The organism is Phenylobacterium aquaticum, from assembly GCF_022695515.1.
Taxonomy (GTDB): Bacteria; Pseudomonadota; Alphaproteobacteria; order Caulobacterales; family Caulobacteraceae; genus Phenylobacterium; species Phenylobacterium aquaticum.
The window spans coordinates 1-19,964 of record NZ_JALDPT010000026.1; the positions used below are offsets into that span (position 1 = coordinate 1).

A 19,964-nucleotide genomic window follows, 5' to 3' on the forward strand; every position below is an offset into this window, starting at 1 on the left:
CTCCGACCCCTGCCCACGCCGCGCGGCGGGCTCCACGATCCGCGCTCGACGGCGCCGGCTCGACGCTGAAGACCCCCGTGGCGGTGCGCAATGATCCGCGCTCCACCGGCGGCGCCTACCGCCCGCGCTGAATGGCCGTGATCCCGCCGCCGGCTTGACCCGCGCGTCCGAACGGGCGAACGGAGCGGCATGCGGCGGATCCTGCGTTTCCTGACCGAGATGGACGCCCAGGCGTGGCGCACGCTTGTGGTCTCCTTCGTGCTGTTCGGCGGGGTGGGCGTGGTCTTTCTGTTCGGGGCCCAGGTCCTGGGCTTCAACGGCGAGGCCACGGTGCAGGACTGGCTGAAGGCGGCCAGCGGCCCCTGGTCCCTGCCGGTCGCGGTCTCCGCCTTCGCCCTGCTGGCCTTCATCGGCGTGCCGCAGTTCGTGCTGATCGCAGCCGCCGTGGTCGCTTTCGGCACGTGGACGGGCTTCGCCTATAGCTGGATCGGGACCATGGTCTCGTCCCTGGTCGGCTTCTATCTGGGCCGGTTCGCAGGCGCGCGGGCGCTCAAGACCCTGTCGGGCGAGAGCATGCAGAGGTTCATGGACCTGGTGGGCCGCAACGGGTTCCTGGCCAGCCTGATCGTACGGCTGGTGCCGTCGGCGCCCTTCATCGTGGTCAATATGGCCGCCGGGGTGACCCCCATGCGGGTGTTCGATTTCGCGGCCGGCACGGCGCTCGGCATCATTCCCAAGATCGCGCTCACCGCCTTCGCCGGCACCTCGATCGTGGGCGCCATGGGCGGGGGCGGGTTCAAGCACGTCGGCGCCCTGATCGCGGTCGCGGCGATCTGGATCGGCATCGGCTGGTACGCGCGCCGCTGGCTCAAGTCGCGCGAGGCGGCCGCAGCCGCTGAGGATCAGGCTTCCTAGGAGGACACGGATGCTGAAGCTCTATTCGTTCAAGGGCACGATCGGCCTGGCCTGCCATATCGCCCTGGAAGAGGCGGGCGCCGACTATGAGGTGGAGTGGGTCGACTTCACCCAGAACGCCCAGCGGCAGCCGGACTATCTTGCGGTCAATCCCAAGTCCCGGGTGCCGGCCCTGGTCACCGACCGCGGGGTGATCACCGAGGCGCCGGCGATCCTGAGCTATATCGCCCAGACCCACCCGGCCGCGAAGCTGGCGCCCTTGGGCGAGGCCTTCGCCATGGCCCAGGTCCAGTCCTTCAACACCTATCTCTGCTCGACCGTGCACGTGGCGGCGGCCCACCGCTATCGCGGCTACCGCTGGGCGGACGATCCGGCGGCCCTGAAGGACATGGCCCGCAAGGCGCCCCTGGTGGTGGCCGACTGCTTCGCCCTGATCGAGGCGCACATGATCGAAGGGCCGTGGGTGATGGGTGAGGCCTATTCGATCTGCGACCCCTATCTCTACACCGTGGCCACCTGGCTGGAGCGCGACGGGATCGATCCCGCGCCTTATCCGAAGGTCATGGCGCACTTCGCGCGCATGCAGACGCGGCCGGCGGTCGGCAAGGTTCTTGCCCAAGTGGCGGCCTGAGGTCGCGGCCAGAGCAAGACTGTTGCTTCAGCCCGGCCGATTCGGTACATATCGGCTCATGCGTAGCCTGTCGCACAGCCAGCTTCTTCTCTCGCTGGGGCTTAGCCGCCCCTGGGCGCCTCTGTAGGCTGCGCTTCTTCGCGGCCGGGCGCTTCAGGGGATGACCCTTCAGCCCAAGCCGATTAAAAGACCCCCGCGAAGAGAGTTACATCATGACCGTATCCGCCAACGATTCCGCCCAGGCCCCCGTGCGCGACGCCCGTGACCGGGTCATCGTCTTCGACACCACCATGCGTGACGGCGAGCAGTCGCCCGGCGCCTCCATGTCCCTGGAGGAGAAGCTGGAACTGGCCAAGATCCTGGAGGAGATGCGCGTCGACGTGATCGAGGCCGGCTTCCCGATCGCCTCCAACGGCGACTTCGAGGCGGTCCGGGCGATCTCCGAGATTGTCACCGAGAGCACCATCTGCGGCCTGGCTCGGGCCGGCATGGTCGACATCGAGCGCTGCGCCGAGGCGATCCGCCCGGCCAAGCGCGGCCGGATCCACACCTTCCTGTCGACCAGCCCCAGCCACCGCGACCACATCCTGCGCGCCAGCCAGGAAGACATTCTGGAGATGATCACCAAGTCGGTCACCCACGCCCGCAACCTGTGCGGCGACGTGGAATGGTCGGCCCAGGACGCCACCCGCACCGAGCAGGACTTCCTGCGCCGCTGCGTGGAAGCCGCGATCAAGGCCGGCGCCGGCACGGTGAACATCCCCGACACCGTCGGCTACACCTATCCCAGCGAATACGCCGACATCTTCCGCGACCTGATCGAGAACGTGCCGGGCGCGGACACCATCATCCTGTCGACCCACTGCCACAACGACCTGGGCCTGGCCGTGGCCAACAGCCTGGCGGGCGTTCAGGGCGGGGCGCGCCAGGTCGAGGTCGCGGTCAACGGCATCGGCGAGCGGGCCGGCAACGCGGCCCTGGAAGAAGTGGTCATGGCGCTGAAGGTGCGCGGCGACCGTCTGCCCTATTTCACCAATATCGAGCCGCAGCACATCACCCGCGCCAGCCGCTATGTCTCGGCGATCACGGGCTTCCCGGTGCAGTTCAACAAGGCGATCGTCGGCAAGAACGCTTTCGCCCATGAGAGCGGCATCCACCAGGACGGCATGCTGAAGGACCGCGGCACCTACGAGATCATGAGCCCGGAGACGGTGGGGCAGGGCGCCTCCAACCTGGTCATGGGCAAGCACGCCGGCCGGGCCGGCTTCCGCGAGAAGCTGCGCACCCTGGGTTATGAGCTGGGCCAGAACGCCCTGAACGAAGCCTTCCAGCGCTTCAAGGACCTGGCGGACAAGAAGAAGCACGTCTTCGACGACGACATCGTGGCCCTGGTGGACGACGCCCTGGCCTCGGGCGCCGACCGCATCCAGGTGAAGGCCCTGCGGGTTATCGCCGGCACGGAAGGCCCGCAGGAAGCCCAGCTGACCGTGACGGTCGACGGGGTCGAACGCTCGGCCACGGCGACCGGCGACGGTCCGGTCGACGCGGTGTTCAACGCCATCCACGAGGTCGTGCCGCACACGGCGATCCTGCGCCTGTTCCAGGTGCACGCGGTCACCGAAGGCACGGACGCCCAGGCCCAGGTCTCGGTGCGTCTGGAAGAGGACGGCCGGATCGCCACCGGCCAGGCGGCGGACACCGACACCCTGACGGCCTCGGCCAAGGCCTATGTGAACGCCCTGAACAACCTCTTCGCCCGCAAGGAAAAGAGCGCGCCGGACGCCATCGCGTCGGGGTTCTGAGCTATCCGCTCGTCCCCGCGAAAGCGGGGATCCAAGCTGAATCGCAATCTTGTGGAGAGGTCGCTTGGGTCCCCGCCTGCGTGGGGATGAGCGGCCGTATTTGACATGCTCTGGATCATCCTGACGGCGGCCGCCGCGCCGCTGCAGGTCGCGCGCAATGTGCTGCAGCGCGGCCTGATCGGCGACGCGGGACCCTGGGGCGCGACCCTGGTCCGCTTCCTGTTCGGCCTGCCGTTCTCGATCGCCATCTTCGCCCTGGTCGCCCTGCTGACGCCCGGCGCCGCGCCCCATGCCGGGGCGCGGTTCCTGGTCGCCGTGACGGTGGGGGCGGTGGCCCAGGTCGCCGCCACGGCGGCGCTGCTGACCGCCATGCACCGCTCCGGCTTCGCGGTGGCGACCTTCATGCAGCAGTCCTCCCTGCCGCTGGGGGCGCTCGTGGGGCTGGTGGCGTTCGGCGATGCGCTCAGCGGCGCCAAGTGGGGCGGGATCGCCGCGACGACGCTCGGCCTGACCGTGCTCTCCTGGCCGCGGCCGGACAGCGCCAAGGGGGCGGTAATGGGGTCCCTGCTGGGGCTGGCCTCAGGCGGGGCCTTCGCCGTGACCCTGAACGCCTACCGCCAGTCGGGCATGGCGCTCGAGCCGCATCATCCGATCTATGCGGCGACGGCGGGCGTCGTGGTCGCCCAGTTCATCCAGACCCTGCTGCTGGGGAGCGTGCTGGCCGTCTGGAGGCCCTCGGCCCTGCGCGCCGTGGCGGCCTCCTGGAAGGCGTCGCTGGGGGCCGGCTTCTTCGGCGCGGCGGCGTCAGCCTGCTGGTTCGCGGCGCTCGCCATGGCGCCGGCCGGGCCGGTGCGGGCGGTGGGCGTGCTGGAGGCCCCGATCGCGGCGGCGGCGGCGCGGCGGCTGTTCAAGGAGCGGCTGACCCTGCGCCAGACTGTGGGCGGGCTGCTCACCGCCGCAGGGGTGGTGATGACCGCCCTGGGTTGAGCTATCGTCCGCTCATGGTGCCGCAGTGCGCCGGGAGGGACGGCATGGCGGGATCATTGGCGGACTTCGACCTCGCGGCCCATGGGGCGCGGCTGCGAGAGGACGGCTTCACGGTCATTGAGGACTTCCTGGACGCCGAGGCCGTGGCCGCCGCGCGGGCGGCGTTGGCGCCGCATCTGGGCTCCCACAGGGGGCGCAACAGCTTCGAGGGCCTGACCACAGAGCGGGTCTATACCCTTGTGGCGCGGGGCCGCGTGTTCGAGCAGCTGACCGAGGAGGCCCGGCTGATGGCTCTGCTCGACCGGTTCCTATTGCCCGGCTACCTGCTGACCGCCAGCCAGGCGATCTGCATCTATCCTGGCGAGGCGGCGCAGGAGGTGCATTTCGACGATGGCTTCTATCGGCAGCCCCGCCCGCGCCCGGCCATCAGCCTCAGCCTGATCGGAGCGATCGACGCCTTCACCGAAACCAATGGCGCGACGGAGGTGATCCCTGGCAGTCACGCCTGGAGCAGCGCCGAGGTCGCGGCCCTGACGCCGGAGCGGGCCAAGGCCCTGCTGCGCCCCGTGGTCATGCCGGCCGGCGCGGCCCTGGTCTTCCAGGGGACCCTGATGCACCGGGGCGGCGCGAACCGCAGCGACGCGCCGAGGCTGGCCTACACCAACCAGTATTGCGAGCCCTGGGCGCGGACCCAGGAGAACTTCTATCTCGGCGTGCCCCGCGAGATGGCGGCGGCCATGTCGCCCCGTCTGCAGACCCTGCTGGGCTATGAGATCTGGCCGCCGTTCATGGGCCAGGTGACGGCCTCCCATCCGCGCAAGGCGCTGGAGCCGGGCTGGGTGGCGCCGGTGGCCAGGACGGATCTGCGCCCTATTCCTTGAGACGCGCCGCCACGCCGTCGAGGAGCAGGTCGAGGCCGAGTTTGAAGGTTCCATCGATCTGGTCGGCCGCGAACCAGGGCGCCGCGGCGAGCACCGACGGATAGGTCCTGGCGATCTCGGCGACGTCGGGGGGATTCACCGCCGAGGGGCCGCGCGCATAGCCGGACGTCTCATCGAGCGCCGCGCCGGTGATGTAGTAGCCGAAGGCCCGGAACATCCGGGCCGCGGTCTCGTCATCGAGCCCCGCCTCCCGAAAGGCGCCGAGCGCGCCGTCCAGCCAGCGCAGACCGCCGGGCGTGTTCATCCGATGCAGGGCCAGAAACTGGAAGAAGGCCGGCCGCTGCCAGGCCATGGCGCGGAAATCGTAGGCCATGCGTGACAGCCGCTCCCGCCAGGGGGCCGGAGGCGGCGGCGCCGGCAACTCGCCGATCACCCGGTCGAGCAGAGCGTCCATCAGGGCCGCCTTGCTGGGATAGTGGTGATAGAGGCTCATGGGTTCGCAGCCGAGCCGTTTCGACAGACCCCGGAAGCTGAACCCCTCAAGCCCTTCGGCTTCGATCAATTCCAGCGCGGCGAGTTCGATGCCCTCGCGGGTCAACCGCCCCTTGGTCGCCATTTCGCTTGCATCCTTACGCCGTAAGGTTAGATATTGAACCCAACCTTACAGAGTAAGGTATCCATCTGAAAGGGCTTGGTCCATGAGCGCTGTGGATTTCCTGGGACTGCTGGTTCCCGTCACCTATCTCGTCATGCTCGCCATAGAAGCGATCTTCCCCGCCCGCCCCCAGCCGCCAGTTCGGGGTTGGGTGTGGCTGGGTCTCCTGTTCCTGATCCTCAACGGTCTCGTCTCGACCCTAACGCCGTTGCTGATCCCGGCGGAGTGGCTTGCGCGCCATCGCCTGTTGAACCTGAGCGGTCTGGGCGTGATCGGCGGGACTATGGCGGGCTACCTCGTCCTGTCCTTCGTGTCGTTCTGCTGGCACCGGACGGCGCATTACAACCCGTTGATGTGGCGGATGTTTCACCAGATCCACCACAGCCCGACCCGGGTCGACATGTCGGGCGCCATGTTCTTTCACCCGCTGGAGATGATCGCCTTCACCCTGATGGGGCTTGTGACGACGACCCTGATCCTAGGCCTGGATCCCCTGGCCGCCGCCCTCACGGGCTATGTCGCGGCCTTCTACGGGATGTTCCAGCATCTGAACGTGAGAACCCCCCAATGGCTGGGCTATCTGATCCAGCGGCCGGAGGCTCACGCGGCGCATCACGAACGCGGCGTGCATGCCCGAAACTACGCAGACCTGCCGATCTGGGACATGATCTTCGGCTCGTTCCACAATCCGAAGGTCTTCGAGGGGCTGGCCGGTTTCGACCCGCCGGCGGATCGGAAGCTGTGGTCCATGCTGGCGTTCGACGACGTCAATCGACCCGCCGGCGCTCCCCTGGGGCGGGACGCTCAACCGGCGCCCTGACCACGGCGTCGCGACCATCGCCAGGTTGTGGCGCCGCCCCAGGTTGTCCTAGTCTCCCAGCCAAACTGCGCGAGGCGCGGAGGAGGAGACGCCATGGGCCGTTCATCGACCGCCCTTGATCCGGTGATGCGCCGCCCGCGGGCGCGGCCATGAGGCTCGAGATCGTCGAGGCCGTCTGCGAGACCGGCGGGGCGCACAACGAGGACGCCTGGGGGCAGGCGGACGGGGCCGTCTGGGTGCTGGACGGCGCGACCGGCATCGGCGATCGACCCCACATCGCATCACCGAGCGACGCGGCCTGGTTTGTCGGCGCAGTGAACCGCGCCCTGTCTGCGGAATTCGCCGCGGGCCAATCGGCGGGCCATGCCATCGCCGCGTCGGCGCGGGCCGCCGCGGACGCGGCCCGGCGGATCGCCTCCATCGACCATCTGGAGGCCTATGAGCTGCCCTGCGCGAGCCTGACCTTGGTCCAGGCGCTCGGCGACGATGCGCTCGAATTCGCCAACCTGGGCGATTGCCGCCTGGTCTGGAGTTTCGCGGGTGGCGCGGCCCAGCCCTACGGCACGTCGGGGGTGACCGCGCTCGACGCGCGGATGGAGCGGCGCATCGCCGAGGAGTTGGCGCGAGGCGTACCGCCCGATGAGGTCCGCATCGCCAGCAAGGCGATGGCGCGCGAGCACCGCAAGCTCATCAATACGCCGGAAGGCTATTGGATCCTGGATCTGACCGGGGCGGGGACCCCGCACACCGAAAGGACGGTCTTGCGGACGGACCAGCCGGTGGACCTGCTCTTGATGAGCGACGGCTTTTCGCGCCTGACCGACCTCTACGGAGTCCACGATCACGACAGCCTGTTGCGGGCGGCGCGGACCCATGGACTGGCCGCCCTGTACGACCAGCTCCGCGATATTGAAGCGGCCGATCCCGAGTGCCGCACCTATGCGCGGCACAAGGCCCGAGACGACGCCACGGCGGTGCTGCTGCGCTTCGATTAGGGGGTCGCGGGCTCGGGGGCGGCGCAAGGGGGAGACGCCTGACCCAGGCCGCGGCGGCCGTAGAGGAGGCTCCAGGTGAGCAGAACGCTGTCGCTGGCGAGGTCCCACAGGGGCGAGGCGATCAGGAAGTCCCCCGCCGACAGGCGCGAGGCCAGGCCGTAGGTTCCCGCCGCCTTGATCAGCAGGGCGAAGGTCCAGCCCAGGGTCAGGATGCGATAGGTCCGCAGCGCGCCGGACCGATCCGCGGCGCCGTCGAACGCCTCGCGCTTGGCCGGGTCGTTCCCCGTGGAAAGCTGGCGGGCCATGTGGAACACCAGGGGGCGGGCGAAGGCCATGGAGGCGAGGAAGACGCCGGCCAGGACGACGTTCTGCAGGGAGCGTCCGATCAGGGCGCCGCGCTCGCTGTGCGCCACGAGCAGGGCGGTCATGCTGACGACGATGTTCTCGGCCGCGAACAGGCCGAGAAAGTCGACCGCGCGCAGCCTGATCAGGCCATAGGCGAGGGAGAGGATGGGCGGCGCGCCGGAGATCGCCAGCGGCGCGAGGCTGTGCGGGGGGAAGTGCGGCGTCGCCAACCGGTAGAGCAGGGCAGGCGCGACCATGTTGACCAACACGCTCTTGAACAGGGCCTGGACGGCCACATGCCCGGTGATCGCGCGCCACCGGTCGGGGCGGGTGGGCGTGGTCATGATCCGGAACCTTGGCTTGCGGGGGGCGAGGCGATGTCGGCGGATATGAGACCGATCAGCGACTGGAGCGCCGCCGTGGGCGGCTCCCGGTCGCCGGTGGTCAGGACCTCCTGCAGCAGGCCGCTGAGGGCGCACATGATCAGGGTGGCGTGGGCGGCGAACCGGTCCCCGCCCTCGGGCAGCCGGGCGGCGGCCCGTCCGATCATCTCGATCCAGGTGTCGCTGCCGGCCCGCTTGGCGGTGTCCGGGACGCTGATGCGGTCGAACATGGCCAGGCTGTCGATCTCGAACAGCAGGCGGAAATAGCGGGCGTGGGCCGGTTCGGTCGCCCAGTCCCAGAACATGTTCAACAGGGCCTGGAGCGAGGTCGGCTGGACCGCGGCGGCGCGGGCGCTGAGCGCGGCGGCGATCTGCTGGCGGATTTCCGCCAGGGCGGCGGCGATCAGCTGCTCCTTCGTCCCGAAGTGATAGATCAGCAAGCGTGCGCTGGTGCCGACCCGCTCGGCGAGCGGGCGAAGCGAGAGGTCGCCGACCCCGTGGGCCAGCAGAGTCTCGGTGATCTTGTCGAGCAGTTCGCGGCGGCGGTCGGCGGGTGCTTCCATGAAACGACCGTTACATGAAGCGATCGTTTCATTCAAGGCGTCGCAACGGGCGCGGGCCAATATCAACTGCCGCATCTTCCCGGGCGTGCAGAAGGAAGAGATCAAGGCGCTGTTGGAGAAGCACCTTCCTCTACCGGCTGGTGAAGCTCTACGCGGCGCAATAGCCCCTACTGGGCGTCGAAGAAGGCGTCGGGGCTCTCCACCTCGATCAGCCGGCCCTTGCGGATCTCGATGAACCGGGTCGCGGCCGTGCGGGTGAAGTAGCGGTCGTGGGAGACGAACAGGCAGGCGACCTCGGAGGCGTCCAGCTGGGCCTCCAGTTCCTCCTGGCCCTCGATGTCGAGGTGGTTGGTGGGCTCGTCCAGCAGGTAGAGGTTGGGCTTGGCCAGCCGCATCTTCAGGAAGGCCAGCCGCGCGCGCTCGCCGTGGCTGAGATTGCCGATCGGGCCGGTGATGCGGGCGTAGGCGAAGCCGGCCTTGGCCAGCAGGGCGTTGGCCTCCCGCGTGGTCGCGCCGTCGGCGGCGATCAGATAGTCGACCAGGCTCATCTTCAGCGGCAGGTCGGCCATGCGCTGGTCGAAATAGACCAGCCGGGCCTGGGGGTTGAAGCGGATCGGCGCCTGGCCGTCATAATGCTCCTGGTCCGGATCGAAGGCCTGGGCGAGCGCGGTGAGCAGGGTCGACTTTCCGGCGCCGTTGATCCCCAGGAGGGCGATCCGATCGCCGGCGGCCACGCTCAGCCGATCGATGCGGAACAGGTCGCGGGACCCGTCGGGGACCTTCACGGTGTAGTTCTCCACCCGCAGGGCGATCTTGGCGTCGATCTCGCCGTCGTGCAGCTCCAGCTTCCGCTCGCGCGCCACATAGGCGCCGGTGCGGTCGGCTTCGATGCGCTCGATCCGCTTCTCGGTGGCCTTGGCCTTCTTGTGGAAGTCGGCGTTCTTGATCCCCCAGACCCGATATCGGGCGGCCACCTTCTCCAGGCGGTCGATCTCCTTGGTCTCCAGCTGGCGGCGCTTGGCGTCGGCGGCATCACGCTGCAACAGGGCCTCGCGGGCCTCGACAAAGGGGACGGCGAAGCTGTGGGCGCCGTCGGCCCGCAGGAACAGGGTGCGGGTGGTGGCGCGCTCCAGGAACTCGCGGTCGTGACTGACGATCAGCATGGGCAGGCTGGCGTCGTCGGCGAGCCAGCCCTCCAGGGTGTTGATGTTCGACAGATCGAGGTGGTTGGTGGGCTCGTCTAGGATCAGCAGGTCGGGCTCCGACAACCGGATCGCGGCGGCGATCAGCATCAGCCTGCGCCAGCCGCCGCTAAGCGCCGAAAAGGGCTGCTGGGAGGTTTCGTAGGAGAGGCCGATCTCGTCGAGCAGGACGTCGATCTTCCAGTCCTCGGAGCCATCGGTGATCGCGAGGGCGGACTCCAGCACCTGGCGCAGGGGCTGGTCGAGAAAGGCGGCGGGAACCTCCTGCGGCACATAGCCCACCTTCAGGCCCCTGGAGCGGACGATCTGACCGTCGTTCAGCTCGAGTTCGCCCAGGAGGCATTTCAGCAGGGTGGATTTCCCGGCCCCGTTGTCGCCGACCAGCGCGGTCCTGGCGCCGTCCAGTTTGAAGGAGACGTGTTCAAAGACGCGGGTAGCGCCATAGAAAAAGCTGGCGTTTTCGACACCGAGGACGGCCTGGCGTGACATCTGGGTTCCTCAGTCTCTCCCGCGGGAGGGCGCGAAATCGAAGCCGGTTTTCTAGCGTGACGCGAACCGCGAGGCTGTAGCCGCAGAGCGACACGGCGGCCCTCTCTCGACCTTGTGACCGCCCACGGCCGCCCTGGGCGGCGGGACTGTCATTAAGCCTTGAAATCAACCCATTGGCAGGGCACACGGACGAGCGTCCTGCTTGCGGGAGCTGGAGCGTTGAGGCGCCTCTGATTCGAGGTGCGGCGTCTCGGTCGCTCGCCTACGCAGTCCGGCCACCTCCGACCCCCACCCCTCAGGGCCTTGCATGATTTCGTCCCTCTTCGGCGCCATTTCCAACGACATCGCCATCGACCTCGGCACTGCGAATACCCTCATCTACATGAAGGGTAAGGGCATCGTGCTCAACGAGCCCTCGGTGGTGGCGCTGCGCAATGTGGGCGGACGCAAGATCGTCCACGCCGTGGGCATCGAGGCCAAGCAGATGCTGGGCCGCACCCCGGGTCACATGGAGGCCATCCGCCCCATGCGCGACGGGGTGATCGCCGACTTCGAAGTGGCCGAGGAGATGATCAAGTACTTCATCCGCAAGGTTCACAACCGCAAGGGCTTCGTGAACCCGAAGGTGATCGTGTGCGTGCCGTCGGGCGCCACCGCCGTGGAGCGTCGCGCCATCAATGACAGCTGCCTGAACGCCGGCGGCCGTCGCGTGGGCCTGATCGACGAACCCATGGCCGCGGCCATCGGCGCCGGCCTGCCCATCCATGAGCCGACCGGCTCCATGGTGGTCGACATCGGCGGCGGCACCACCGAGGTCGCCGTCCTGTCCCTGTCGGGCATCGTCTATTCGCGCTCCGTGCGGGTCGGTGGCGACAAGATGGACGAGGCGATCATCAGCTACATGCGCCGCAACCATAACCTGCTGGTCGGCGAGACCACCGCCGAGCGGATCAAGAAGGAGATCGGCACCGCCCGGGCTCCGGCCGACGGCGAAGGCCTGTCCATCGAGGTCAAGGGCCGCGACCTGATGCAGGGCGTGCCGCGGGAAGTCCGTATCAGCGAGAAGCAGGCCTCGGACTCGCTGTCTGAACCGGTCGGCCAGATCGTCGAGGCGGTGAAGATGGCGCTTGAGGCGACCCCGCCGGAGCTCGCCTCCGACATCGCCGACAAGGGCATCATGCTGACCGGCGGCGGCGCGTTGCTGCGCGGCCTGGACGCCGAGATTCGCGACCACACCGGCCTGCCGGTGACGGTGGCCGACGACCCGCTGTCCTGCGTGGCGCTCGGCTGCGGCAAGGTGCTCGAGCATCCCAAGTGGATGAAGGGCGTTCTTGAGTCCACCCTGGCGTAGAACTTGCTATTGAGCACCTGAAAGGCGCGGGGGGCGTCTTTCTGGAGACGAGCAACCGGTGGCGCTGCGCGAAAGTCCGTTTGGTGAGCTGAAGGTTCCGCTGGCTTTGACCGCCGCGGTGGCGCTGCTCGTCGCCGTGGTGGTGGCCGTGGCCCTGCTGCTCTCCGATCGTCGCGAGACCTTCCAGGCCGAGGCCTATGGCGTGACCCGCCAGGTGGGCGACGCGGTGGCGGCCCCGGTCAGCGGCGCGATCGCCGCGCCCGGCCGCTGGGGCGGGATGGGGCTTGAGAGCCTGCGCGGCTATTTCTTCGCCGTCGCCGAGAACCGCCGCCTCAAAGCCGAGCTGAAGGAAGCCCGGCAGTGGCGCGACGTCGCGCTCGCCCTGCGCGACACCAACGAACGCTACAAGTCCCTGCTGGGGCTCAAGACCGAGCCGCCGATCCCGATGGTGGCGGCGCGCACGGTGACCGACAGCCGCGGGCCCTTCGCCAACACCCGACTGGCCAATGCGGGCAAGGAGGCCGGCGTGAAGGCGGGCAATCCGGTGATGAGCGAGAACGGCCTTGTGGGCCGGATCATCGGGGTGACCAGCGGCGCCAGCCGGATCCTGCTGCTCACTGACGTCGCCTCGCGCACGCCGGTGATGATCGACCGCACCAATGCGCGGGCCATTCTGACCGGCGACGGCGGCCCCAATCCCAAGCTCGAATATCTGCGGGGGCAGAACCCGGTGAAGGACGGCGACCGGGTGCTGACCTCGGGCGACGGCGGCGTGCTGCCGCGCGGCCTGCCGGTGGGCACGGCGGTCAAGGGGCTGGATGGCCGCTGGCGCGTGGTGCTGGCCTCTGACGCCGCTCCCATCGATTTCGTCCGGATCCTGCTGTTCCAGGACTTCTCGCAGCTGGCCAACGCCAAGGAGCTGGACCAGATGCCGACGCCGCCGCCGTCGTCCGGCGGGACCAATGTCGGTCTGGTCAATGCCCCCGCACCGGCGCCCGCGCCGCCCGCGGCGAAGCCTGCGCCCGGTCCCGCGCCGGCCGCCACATCGGTCGCGAAGACCCCGACGGTTCCGACGGTCGGGGCCAAGCCTGCGCCGACCAAGCCGGCCGCCGCAACGGGCGCGAAGCCCGTCGCAGCCAAGCCCGTCTCGCCCAAGCCTGTTGCCCCGCGCCGCCCTGCGACCTCGACCGCCGCGCCGCCGACCTCGGCGCCGGTCTCGACACCGCCGCCCGCGGATGCGGAGATTCCGCATTGAGCCTTTCGGCCGCCCGCCCGCTGGATCCCTGGCGCTGGCTGGGCCTGACCAGCCTTCAGTGCGTGGTCCTGACGATGTTGTTCGCCATGCCCGTCCGGGTCTTCGGCCTGCAGGCGCCCGAGCCGGTCTTCGCCATGGTGCCGGCCTTCGCCTGGGCGGTGATCCGCCCGTCGATCATCGCGCCCTTCGCCCTGCTGACGATCGGCGCCTTCACCGACATTCTCTGGGGCTCGCCGGTCGGGCTGTGGTCCCTGTCGCTGCTGGTGGCCTATGGGACGGTGCTGACCATGCGCAACATGCTAGTCGGTCAGAGCCGGCCGATGATGTGGGCCTGGTTCGCCGTGGCCTGCGCGATCGCCGAGCTGGCGGGGTTCCTGTTCACCCGGCTCGACGCCCAGGCGTCGCCCAGCCTGGTGGCGGTGTTCTGGCAATTCCTCGCCACAATCCTGCTTTATCCGTTCGCTCATCGCCTGATCGACCGGTTCGAGGACGCTGATGTCCGCTTCCGGTAGGGCGATGAGGGCCAGGAAGGCTCGGGGGCAATGAGCGAACCATCCATCTTCTTCACCGAGGTGAACGAGAAGCAGGGGGTGTTCCACCGACGGACCTTCCTGATGGGCGGTCTGGCGGGGCTGGGGCTTGCGGCCCTGGGCGGCCAGCTGGCGCACCTTCAGCTCGTCGAGGCGCAGCGCTATCAGAAGCTTTCGGCCTCCAACCAGTTCAACTACCGCCTGGTGCCGCCTCCGCGCGGCCTGATCGTCGACCGCACCGGCGTGGTGCTGGCGACCAACCGGCCGAACTTCCGCCTGCTGGTTGCGCGGGAAGAGGACAACGACCCCGAAACCACGCTCAAGACCCTGGCCAATTTCGTGCCTCTGGACGATGCGCGACAGGCCCGGCTGATCAAGGAGATCGACCGTGCGCCCAAGCGGGTGCCGGTCTCGGTCATGGAGGACATGACCTGGGAGCAGTTCTCGGCGATCAATGTCCGCGCGCCCGAGCTGCCCGGCGTCACCGCCGACATGGGCGAGGTGCGGGTCTATCCGCATGGCGGCGCCTTCGCCCACGTCATCGGCTATGTGGCCAAGGTCAACCGCGAGGACATGACGCCCACCGGGCCGAACGCCGAACCCATCATGCTGCACCCCGGCTTCCGGATCGGGCGCCAGGGGGTGGAGAAGGCCTTCGACCTGGATCTGCGCGGCCGGCCCGGTGCGCAGAAGGTCGAGGTCGACGCCCGCGGCCATGAGGTCCGTCAGGACTCCGGCGGCGATATTCCGGCCATTCCCGGCAAGCAGATCCAGCTGTCCCTCGACGCCGACATCCAGACCCGCGCGCTGGAAGTGTTCGGCGAGGAGAGCGGGGCGGCGGTGATGATGGACTGCCGCACCGGCGACGTCCTGTGCCTGGTCTCGGCGCCCAGCTTCGACGCCAACAGCTTCGTGCGCGGCCTGTCCGGCGCCGAGTACCGCGCCCTGTCGGACTATGAGCGCAAGCCGCTGTTCAACAAGGCGCTGACGGCGACGTATCCGCCGGGCTCGACCTTCAAGACCATGGTGGCCCTGGCGGCGCTCGAGCAGGGGGTCAATCCGGCCCAGACCTGCTTCTGCGGCGGGTCATGGCCCTATGGGGGCCGGATCTGGCACTGCGACAAGAGCCACGGCACGGTCGACATGCACCAGGCGATCGTCACCTCGTGCGACATCTATTTCTACCAGACCGCGCTCAAGATCGGCCCGGACGTGATTGCGGCCACGGCTCGCAAGTTCGGCCTGGGCGAGACCTTCGACATCGGGATCTCGGGCCAGAAGCCCGGCCTGGTTCCCGACCGCGCCTATAAGCGCAAGGCCTTCAAGAAGGATCCGGTCTGGCACCCCGGCGAGACCCCCAGCATGGGGATCGGCCAGGGCTACACCAACGTCAACGCCCTGCAGCTGTGCGTGATGGTCTCGCGCCTGGCCAACGCCGAGAAGGCCCTGCGCCCGCGCCTGGTGCGGTCGATCGGCGGGGTGCTGCAGCCGGCCGGCGACGCCGCCGGCGATCTGCCGGTCAATCGCGAGCATCTGCAGTTCGTGCGTAACGCCATGGCGGCGGTGACCACCGAGGGCACCGCGGCGGCCACCGCCCAGCTCGGACTGGGCGACATCAAGATGGCCGGCAAGACCGGCACCGCCCAGGCCCACACCTATCGCGAGGGCGAGCGGACGAACAAGAACCTGGCCTGGGCCCGTAAGGACCACGCCTGGTTCGTGGCCTTCGCCCCCTATGACGATCCGCGCTATGCGCTCAGCGTGCTGGTCGAGCACGGCGGCTTCGGCGCCGCCGCCGCCGCGCCCCGCGCGCGGGAGATCATGCGCGTGGCCCTGCTGAAGGATCCGGAAATCCGGGCCCGCATCGAGAAGCCGACGCCCATGCCCGACATTCCGCCCGACGCGGTGCTGGACGGCGTCGCCCCGGCGGATCTGCCGCCGACGCCAGGAACCCCGACATGACCGTTTCGGCCCTTACCCGGCCCGGCGAACGCGACCGGCTGATCGTCAAGTTCAGCGAGATCGACTGGCTGTTCTGCCTGGTCCTGTGCCTGATCGCCGGGGCCGGTGCCCTGATGATGTTCTCGATCGCCGGGTCGAACTGGGAGCCGTGGGCGGCCTCGCACCTGTTCAAGTTCGGCCTGTTCTTCATCATGATGATCATGCTGGCGATGATCGACCTGCGGGTCTGGTTCGCGCTGGCCTATCCGATCTACGGCCTGGGCCTGCTTTTGCTGGTGGCCGTGGCGGTGGTGGGGGATGTGCGTCTGGGCGCCAGCGCTGGCTGTCCTTCGGGCCGCTCGGCAGCTTCCAGCCGTCGGAGATCATGAAGCTGGGGATCGTGCTGGCCCTGGCGCGATTCTATCACGGCATCTCGGCCGAGGACGCCAAGTTCTCCTGGTGGCTGCTGATCCCGGCCATGATGATTGGCGCGCCGGTGCTGCTGGTCGCCCATCAGCCGGACCTGGGGACCGCGATCCTGATCGCCGCGACCGGTCTGGCGGTGGTGGTGCTGGCCGGACTGTCCTGGCGGGTGATCGCCGCGGGCGTGCTCAGCGCGGCGGTGGCCATTCCGCCGATGGTGATGTTCGTGCTGCACGACTATCAGCGCAAACGCATCTTCACCTTCCTGAGCCCGGAGAACGATCCGTCCGGCTCGGGCTATCACATCCTGCAGTCCAAGATCGCCCTGGGGTCCGGCGGCCTGCTGGGCAAGGGCTACGGCCTGGGCTCGCAGAGCCAGCTGAACTTCCTGCCGGAGAAGCAGACCGACTTCATCTTCGCGACGCTCGCCGAGGAATTCGGCTTCATCGGCTGCGCCTCGGTGCTGTTCCTCTATGGGGCGCTGATCTTCATGGCCCTGCGCACGGCCTCGGTCGCCCACTCGCACTTCGGGCGGCTGGCGGCGGCGGGCACGACGGCCACCTTCGCCCTCTATGTGCTGATCAACGGGGCGATGGTCATGGGCCTTGCGCCGGTCGTGGGGGTGCCGATGCCGCTCTTGTCCTACGGCGGCACCGTCATGATGACCGTGATGATCGGCTGGGGCCTGGTGCAGTCGGTCCGCGTCCACCGCTATTCGGAAGTGACCAGCGGCAAGGGCGCCTTCCTCTAGGACATACTTGCGAAGCCTCGCCGGGCGACCCAGCATGGGCGCAACGGAGGACGCATGACCGAATTCACGATGATCGACGCCGGCGAGCTGAAGATTCGCGCGGTGATCCAGGGGCAGGGGCCGCTGGTCATCATGGTCCATGGGTTCCCGGAGAGCTGGTACAGCTGGCGCCATCAGATCGGACCGGTGGCCGAGGCCGGCTTCACAGCCTGCGCGATCGACGTGCGCGGCTATGGCGGGTCGGACAAGCCGCATCCGGTCGAGGCCTATTCGCTCGCCCACATCGCCAATGACCTGGTGGGAATCGCCGACGCCCTGCAGCCGGGCCGGCCGGCGATCCTGCTGGGGCACGACTGGGGCGCGCCGATCGTCTGGAACTCGGCGCTCACCCGCCCTGACAAGTTCCGCGCCGTGGGCGCGCTGTCGGTGCCGCACATGGGGATCGGCAGCCGTTCTTTCCGCGAGATCTTCGACGCCCTGTTCACCGAAAAGGGCCGGTTCTTCTACCAGGCCTATTTCCAGAAGGAGGGGGTGGCGGAGGCCGAGGCGGAGGCGGATCCGCGCGATTTCCTGCGCAAGTTCTACTATGCGATCTCGGGCGATGCGCCCGAGGGCAGCTGGCCGCACAACAAGACCACCGAGGACAAGCTGCTGGACGGGCTGGTCGATCCCGACCCGTTCCCCGCCTGGCTGACCGATGCCGACCTGGACTATTATGTGGGTGAGTTCACCCGGTCGGGCTTCCGCGGGCCGATCAACCGATACCGCAACCACGACCGCGATTTCGAATGGCAGCAGGCCTTCAAGGATCGCAAGATCGAGCAGCCGGCCCTGTTCATCTCGGGCACGCGGGACCTCGCCTTCAACATGCTGGGCGGCCCCGATCCCATCGCGGTGATGCGCACCCAGGTGCCGAACCTGCAGGTCGCCGAGGTGCTGGAGGGCTGCGGCCACTGGACCCAGCAGGAGCGGCCCGCCGAGGTCAACGCCCTGCTGATTCCCTGGCTCAAGGCTCTGTGACGGCCAGGTGTCACCGTCCGGCTTGCCAAACCTAGGGTAAGGGCGACCATCCTTCGGGCGTGAGAGGGTTTCCGTCAGAGAGACCCGCCGGAGGAGAGACACTCATGACCCCCGCGGATGACCAGGCCGCCGTGCGCGCCGCCGCGCCGCCCTTCAAGCCTCTGGCCCAGAAGCCGCCGTCGGTGACGGTCGAGCGCCGGGAGGACGGCTCCATCCTGGTGCGCTCCACCCATGCGCCGGCGGAGGGGCCGCGCTCCATCGCCCAGCTGCTGGCCGACCGCGCCGCCGCCCATCCGGACCGGCCCTATCTGTTCCAGCGCGAACCGAACCACGGGCCCTGGCGCGGGGTGACCTATGGCCAGGCCAAGCAGGCGGCGGACTCGATCGCCCAGTGGCTGATCGACCGGGGCCTGACCGCCCGCGACAGCGTCATGGTCTTGTCCGGCAACGGCCTGGACCACGGCCTCTTGATGCTGGGCTGCTATACGGCCGGCGTGCCGATCGCCCCGATCAGCCCGGCCTACAGCCTGATCTCCACCGACCACGCCAAGCTGAAGCACTGCTTCGCCACGGTGCGGCCCAAGGTGGTCTACGCCCAGGACGGGGTGATGTTCGCCCGCGCCTTCGAGACCCTGCGCGGGCTCGATCCGTCGCTCACCTTCGTGGTCTCGGACCATGCCGGCGAGGGCATGGTCGACTTCTCCGAGCTGATGAGCGTCAAGCCGATGCCGGCGGTCGAGGCGTCGCGCGCTCGGCTGGGCCATGATCACGTCGCCAAGTACCTGTTCACCTCCGGCTCCACCGGCATGCCCAAGGGCGTGCCCCAGACCCACGGCATGATGGCGGGCGTGATCGCCGGCCAGGAGGGCCTGCGCACCGAATGGCCGGAGGAGGGCGAGGTCACCCAGTCCCTGGAGTGGATGCCCTGGAGCCACATCTCGGCGGGCAATATCAGCTTCAACGGCGTGCTCTGGGGCGGCGGCACCCTCTATCTGGACGAGGGCAAGCCGATCCCGGGCATGTTCGAGACCACCATCAAGAACCTCTATGAGGTGTCGCCGGCGGTGTTCGGCTCGGCGCCGATCGCCTTCGCCATGCTGGCCGAGGCGATGGAGAAGGACCCGGTGCTGCGCGCCTCGTTCTTCAAGAACCTGAAGTACATGGGCTATGGGGGCGCGACGCTCTCCAACGACATCTATGACCGGATGCAGGCCCTGGCGATCGCCGAGACCGGCCACCGCATGCCGCTGACCACCATGTACGGGGCGACGGAGACCCAAGGCATCACCGTGGTGCACTGGGCGACCGAGCGGGTCGGTCTGGTCGGACTGCCGCTGCCGGGGATCACGATCAAGCTTGTGCCGAACGGCGGCAAGCTGGAGGTGCGGGTCAAGGGGCCGACGGTCACCACCGGCTATCACAACGATGCGGCCAAGAGCGCCGAGGCCTTCGACGAGGAGGGCTTCTACAAGCTGGGCGACGCCGCCAAGTTCCTGAACCCCGACGACCCGAACGAGGGGCTGGTGTTCGATGGCCGGGTGACCGAGGACTTCAAGCTCGACAGCGGCACCTGGGTCTCGGTCGGCACCCTGCGGCCCGACGTGGTGGCGGCCGCGACGCCCTATCTGCAGGACGTGGTGATCGCCGGCCAGGACAAGCCGTTCATCGGGGTGCTGGCCTGGCCCTCGGCCGCGGGCATGGCCGCGGCGTCCGCGGCGCCGGGGGATGGGACGCCTCTGGAAAAGCTGGCGGGGCTGGTCGCCGAGAAGCTGCGCGCCTTCAACGCCGAGGCGGGCGGGTCGTCGCGGCAGGTGGGCCGGTTCGTGATCCTGGCCGAGCCGCCGTCGATCGACGCGGGCGAGATCACCGACAAGGGCTATGTGAACCAGAGGGCCACGCTGGAGCGCCGCGCGGAGTTGGTGAAGGCCATCTACGCCGAACCGCCGGGGGCGGGGGTGGTGACATTGAAGGCGTAGGACGGCCCAGCCAGGCGCCACGAGGCTGGCGTTCCCGACGAATTCTGGC

At 68.7% G+C, this 19,964-nt stretch carries 17 protein-coding genes and 1 pseudogene; 14 read left to right on the forward strand and 4 right to left on the reverse strand.

Features of this window, described 5'->3' with window-relative positions:
• Positions 1-189 precede the first annotated feature (189 nt).
• The 5 genes from MQH10_RS17720 (at position 190) to MQH10_RS17740 (ending at position 5,216) form a co-directional block, all read left to right on the forward strand.
• Entirely contained in the window at positions 190-915 is a 726-nt protein-coding gene (locus tag MQH10_RS17720) for a TVP38/TMEM64 family protein (protein WP_242565339.1), read from the forward strand.
• A gap of 10 nt (positions 916-925) precedes the next feature.
• Positions 926-1,546: a glutathione S-transferase family protein gene (locus MQH10_RS17725; protein ID WP_242565340.1), complete on the forward strand. Its 621-nt coding sequence runs from the start codon at positions 926-928 to the stop codon at positions 1,544-1,546.
• Positions 1,547-1,758: 212 nt separating this feature from the next.
• Positions 1,759-3,348 carry a 2-isopropylmalate synthase gene (locus tag MQH10_RS17730; RefSeq protein ID WP_242565341.1) on the forward strand — a complete coding sequence of 530 codons (1,590 nt, stop codon included), beginning with the start codon at positions 1,759-1,761 and terminating at the stop codon, positions 3,346-3,348.
• A gap of 105 nt (positions 3,349-3,453) precedes the next feature.
• Positions 3,454-4,335 carry a DMT family transporter gene (locus tag MQH10_RS17735; protein ID WP_242565342.1) on the forward strand — a complete coding sequence of 294 codons (882 nt, stop codon included), beginning with the start codon at positions 3,454-3,456 and terminating at the stop codon, positions 4,333-4,335.
• A gap of 44 nt (positions 4,336-4,379) precedes the next feature.
• Complete coding sequence (locus tag MQH10_RS17740; RefSeq protein WP_242565343.1) at positions 4,380-5,216, forward strand: phytanoyl-CoA dioxygenase family protein; 837 nt, start codon at positions 4,380-4,382, stop codon at positions 5,214-5,216.
• On the opposite strand, the gene MQH10_RS17745 is transcribed toward MQH10_RS17740, so the two are convergent.
• The gene (locus tag MQH10_RS17745) at positions 5,206-5,832 is read right to left on the reverse strand and encodes a TetR/AcrR family transcriptional regulator (RefSeq protein ID WP_242565344.1); all 627 of its coding nucleotides are present in this window, start codon (positions 5,830-5,832) and stop codon (positions 5,206-5,208) included. The two genes, MQH10_RS17740 and MQH10_RS17745, sit on opposite strands and share 11 nt — an antisense overlap.
• An 82-nt stretch (positions 5,833-5,914) precedes the next feature.
• Between MQH10_RS17745 and MQH10_RS17750 the strand changes: the two genes are divergently transcribed.
• Both MQH10_RS17750 and MQH10_RS17755 read left to right on the forward strand, forming a co-directional pair.
• Positions 5,915-6,691 (forward strand): sterol desaturase family protein, encoded by a 777-nt coding sequence (locus MQH10_RS17750; RefSeq protein WP_242565345.1) that lies wholly within the window; start codon positions 5,915-5,917, stop codon positions 6,689-6,691.
• Between the two features lie 149 nt (positions 6,692-6,840).
• Positions 6,841-7,686, forward strand: coding sequence for a protein phosphatase 2C domain-containing protein (locus tag MQH10_RS17755; protein WP_242565346.1), 846 nt, complete (start codon positions 6,841-6,843; stop codon positions 7,684-7,686).
• On the opposite strand, the gene MQH10_RS17760 is transcribed toward MQH10_RS17755, so the two are convergent.
• The 3 genes from MQH10_RS17760 to MQH10_RS17770 all read right to left on the reverse strand — a co-directional run bounded on the left by MQH10_RS17760 (position 7,683) and on the right by MQH10_RS17770 (position 10,668).
• Positions 7,683-8,375, reverse strand: coding sequence for a VC0807 family protein (locus MQH10_RS17760; RefSeq protein ID WP_242565347.1), 693 nt, complete (start codon positions 8,373-8,375; stop codon positions 7,683-7,685). The genes MQH10_RS17755 and MQH10_RS17760 overlap by 4 nt on opposite strands.
• On the reverse strand, positions 8,372-8,977 hold the full coding sequence (locus tag MQH10_RS17765; protein WP_242565348.1) for a TetR/AcrR family transcriptional regulator: 606 nt from the start codon (positions 8,975-8,977) through the stop codon (positions 8,372-8,374). The genes MQH10_RS17760 and MQH10_RS17765 overlap by 4 nt, the downstream gene beginning before the upstream one ends.
• 167 nt (positions 8,978-9,144) lie before the next feature.
• Positions 9,145-10,668, reverse strand: a complete 1,524-nt coding sequence (locus tag MQH10_RS17770; protein WP_242565349.1) for an ABC-F family ATP-binding cassette domain-containing protein — start codon at positions 10,666-10,668, stop codon at positions 9,145-9,147.
• Positions 10,669-10,975: 307 nt separating this feature from the next.
• On the opposite strand from MQH10_RS17770, the gene MQH10_RS17775 reads away from it, so the two are divergent.
• From MQH10_RS17775 to MQH10_RS17805, 7 genes and pseudogenes are all read left to right on the forward strand, one after another.
• Positions 10,976-12,019 carry a rod shape-determining protein gene (locus MQH10_RS17775; protein WP_242565350.1) on the forward strand — a complete coding sequence of 348 codons (1,044 nt, stop codon included), beginning with the start codon at positions 10,976-10,978 and terminating at the stop codon, positions 12,017-12,019.
• A gap of 58 nt (positions 12,020-12,077) precedes the next feature.
• Positions 12,078-13,274: a rod shape-determining protein MreC gene (gene mreC, locus MQH10_RS17780; protein WP_242565351.1), complete on the forward strand. Its 1,197-nt coding sequence runs from the start codon at positions 12,078-12,080 to the stop codon at positions 13,272-13,274.
• Positions 13,271-13,786, forward strand: coding sequence for a hypothetical protein (locus tag MQH10_RS17785; RefSeq protein WP_242565352.1), 516 nt, complete (start codon positions 13,271-13,273; stop codon positions 13,784-13,786). The genes mreC and MQH10_RS17785 overlap by 4 nt, the downstream gene beginning before the upstream one ends.
• A gap of 30 nt (positions 13,787-13,816) precedes the next feature.
• Positions 13,817-15,766: a penicillin-binding protein 2 gene (mrdA, locus tag MQH10_RS17790; RefSeq protein ID WP_242565353.1), complete on the forward strand. Its 1,950-nt coding sequence runs from the start codon at positions 13,817-13,819 to the stop codon at positions 15,764-15,766.
• Positions 15,763-16,919 (forward strand): annotated as a pseudogene (gene rodA / locus MQH10_RS17795) (rod shape-determining protein RodA). The gene mrdA and the pseudogene rodA overlap by 4 nt, the downstream one beginning before the upstream one ends.
• Positions 16,920-16,973: 54 nt before the next feature.
• Positions 16,974-17,939, forward strand: a complete 966-nt coding sequence (locus tag MQH10_RS17800) for an alpha/beta fold hydrolase (RefSeq protein ID WP_242565354.1) — start codon at positions 16,974-16,976, stop codon at positions 17,937-17,939.
• A gap of 104 nt (positions 17,940-18,043) precedes the next feature.
• Positions 18,044-19,915 (forward strand): AMP-binding protein, encoded by a 1,872-nt coding sequence (locus MQH10_RS17805; protein ID WP_242565355.1) that lies wholly within the window; start codon positions 18,044-18,046, stop codon positions 19,913-19,915.
• Positions 19,916-19,964 lie beyond the last annotated feature (49 nt).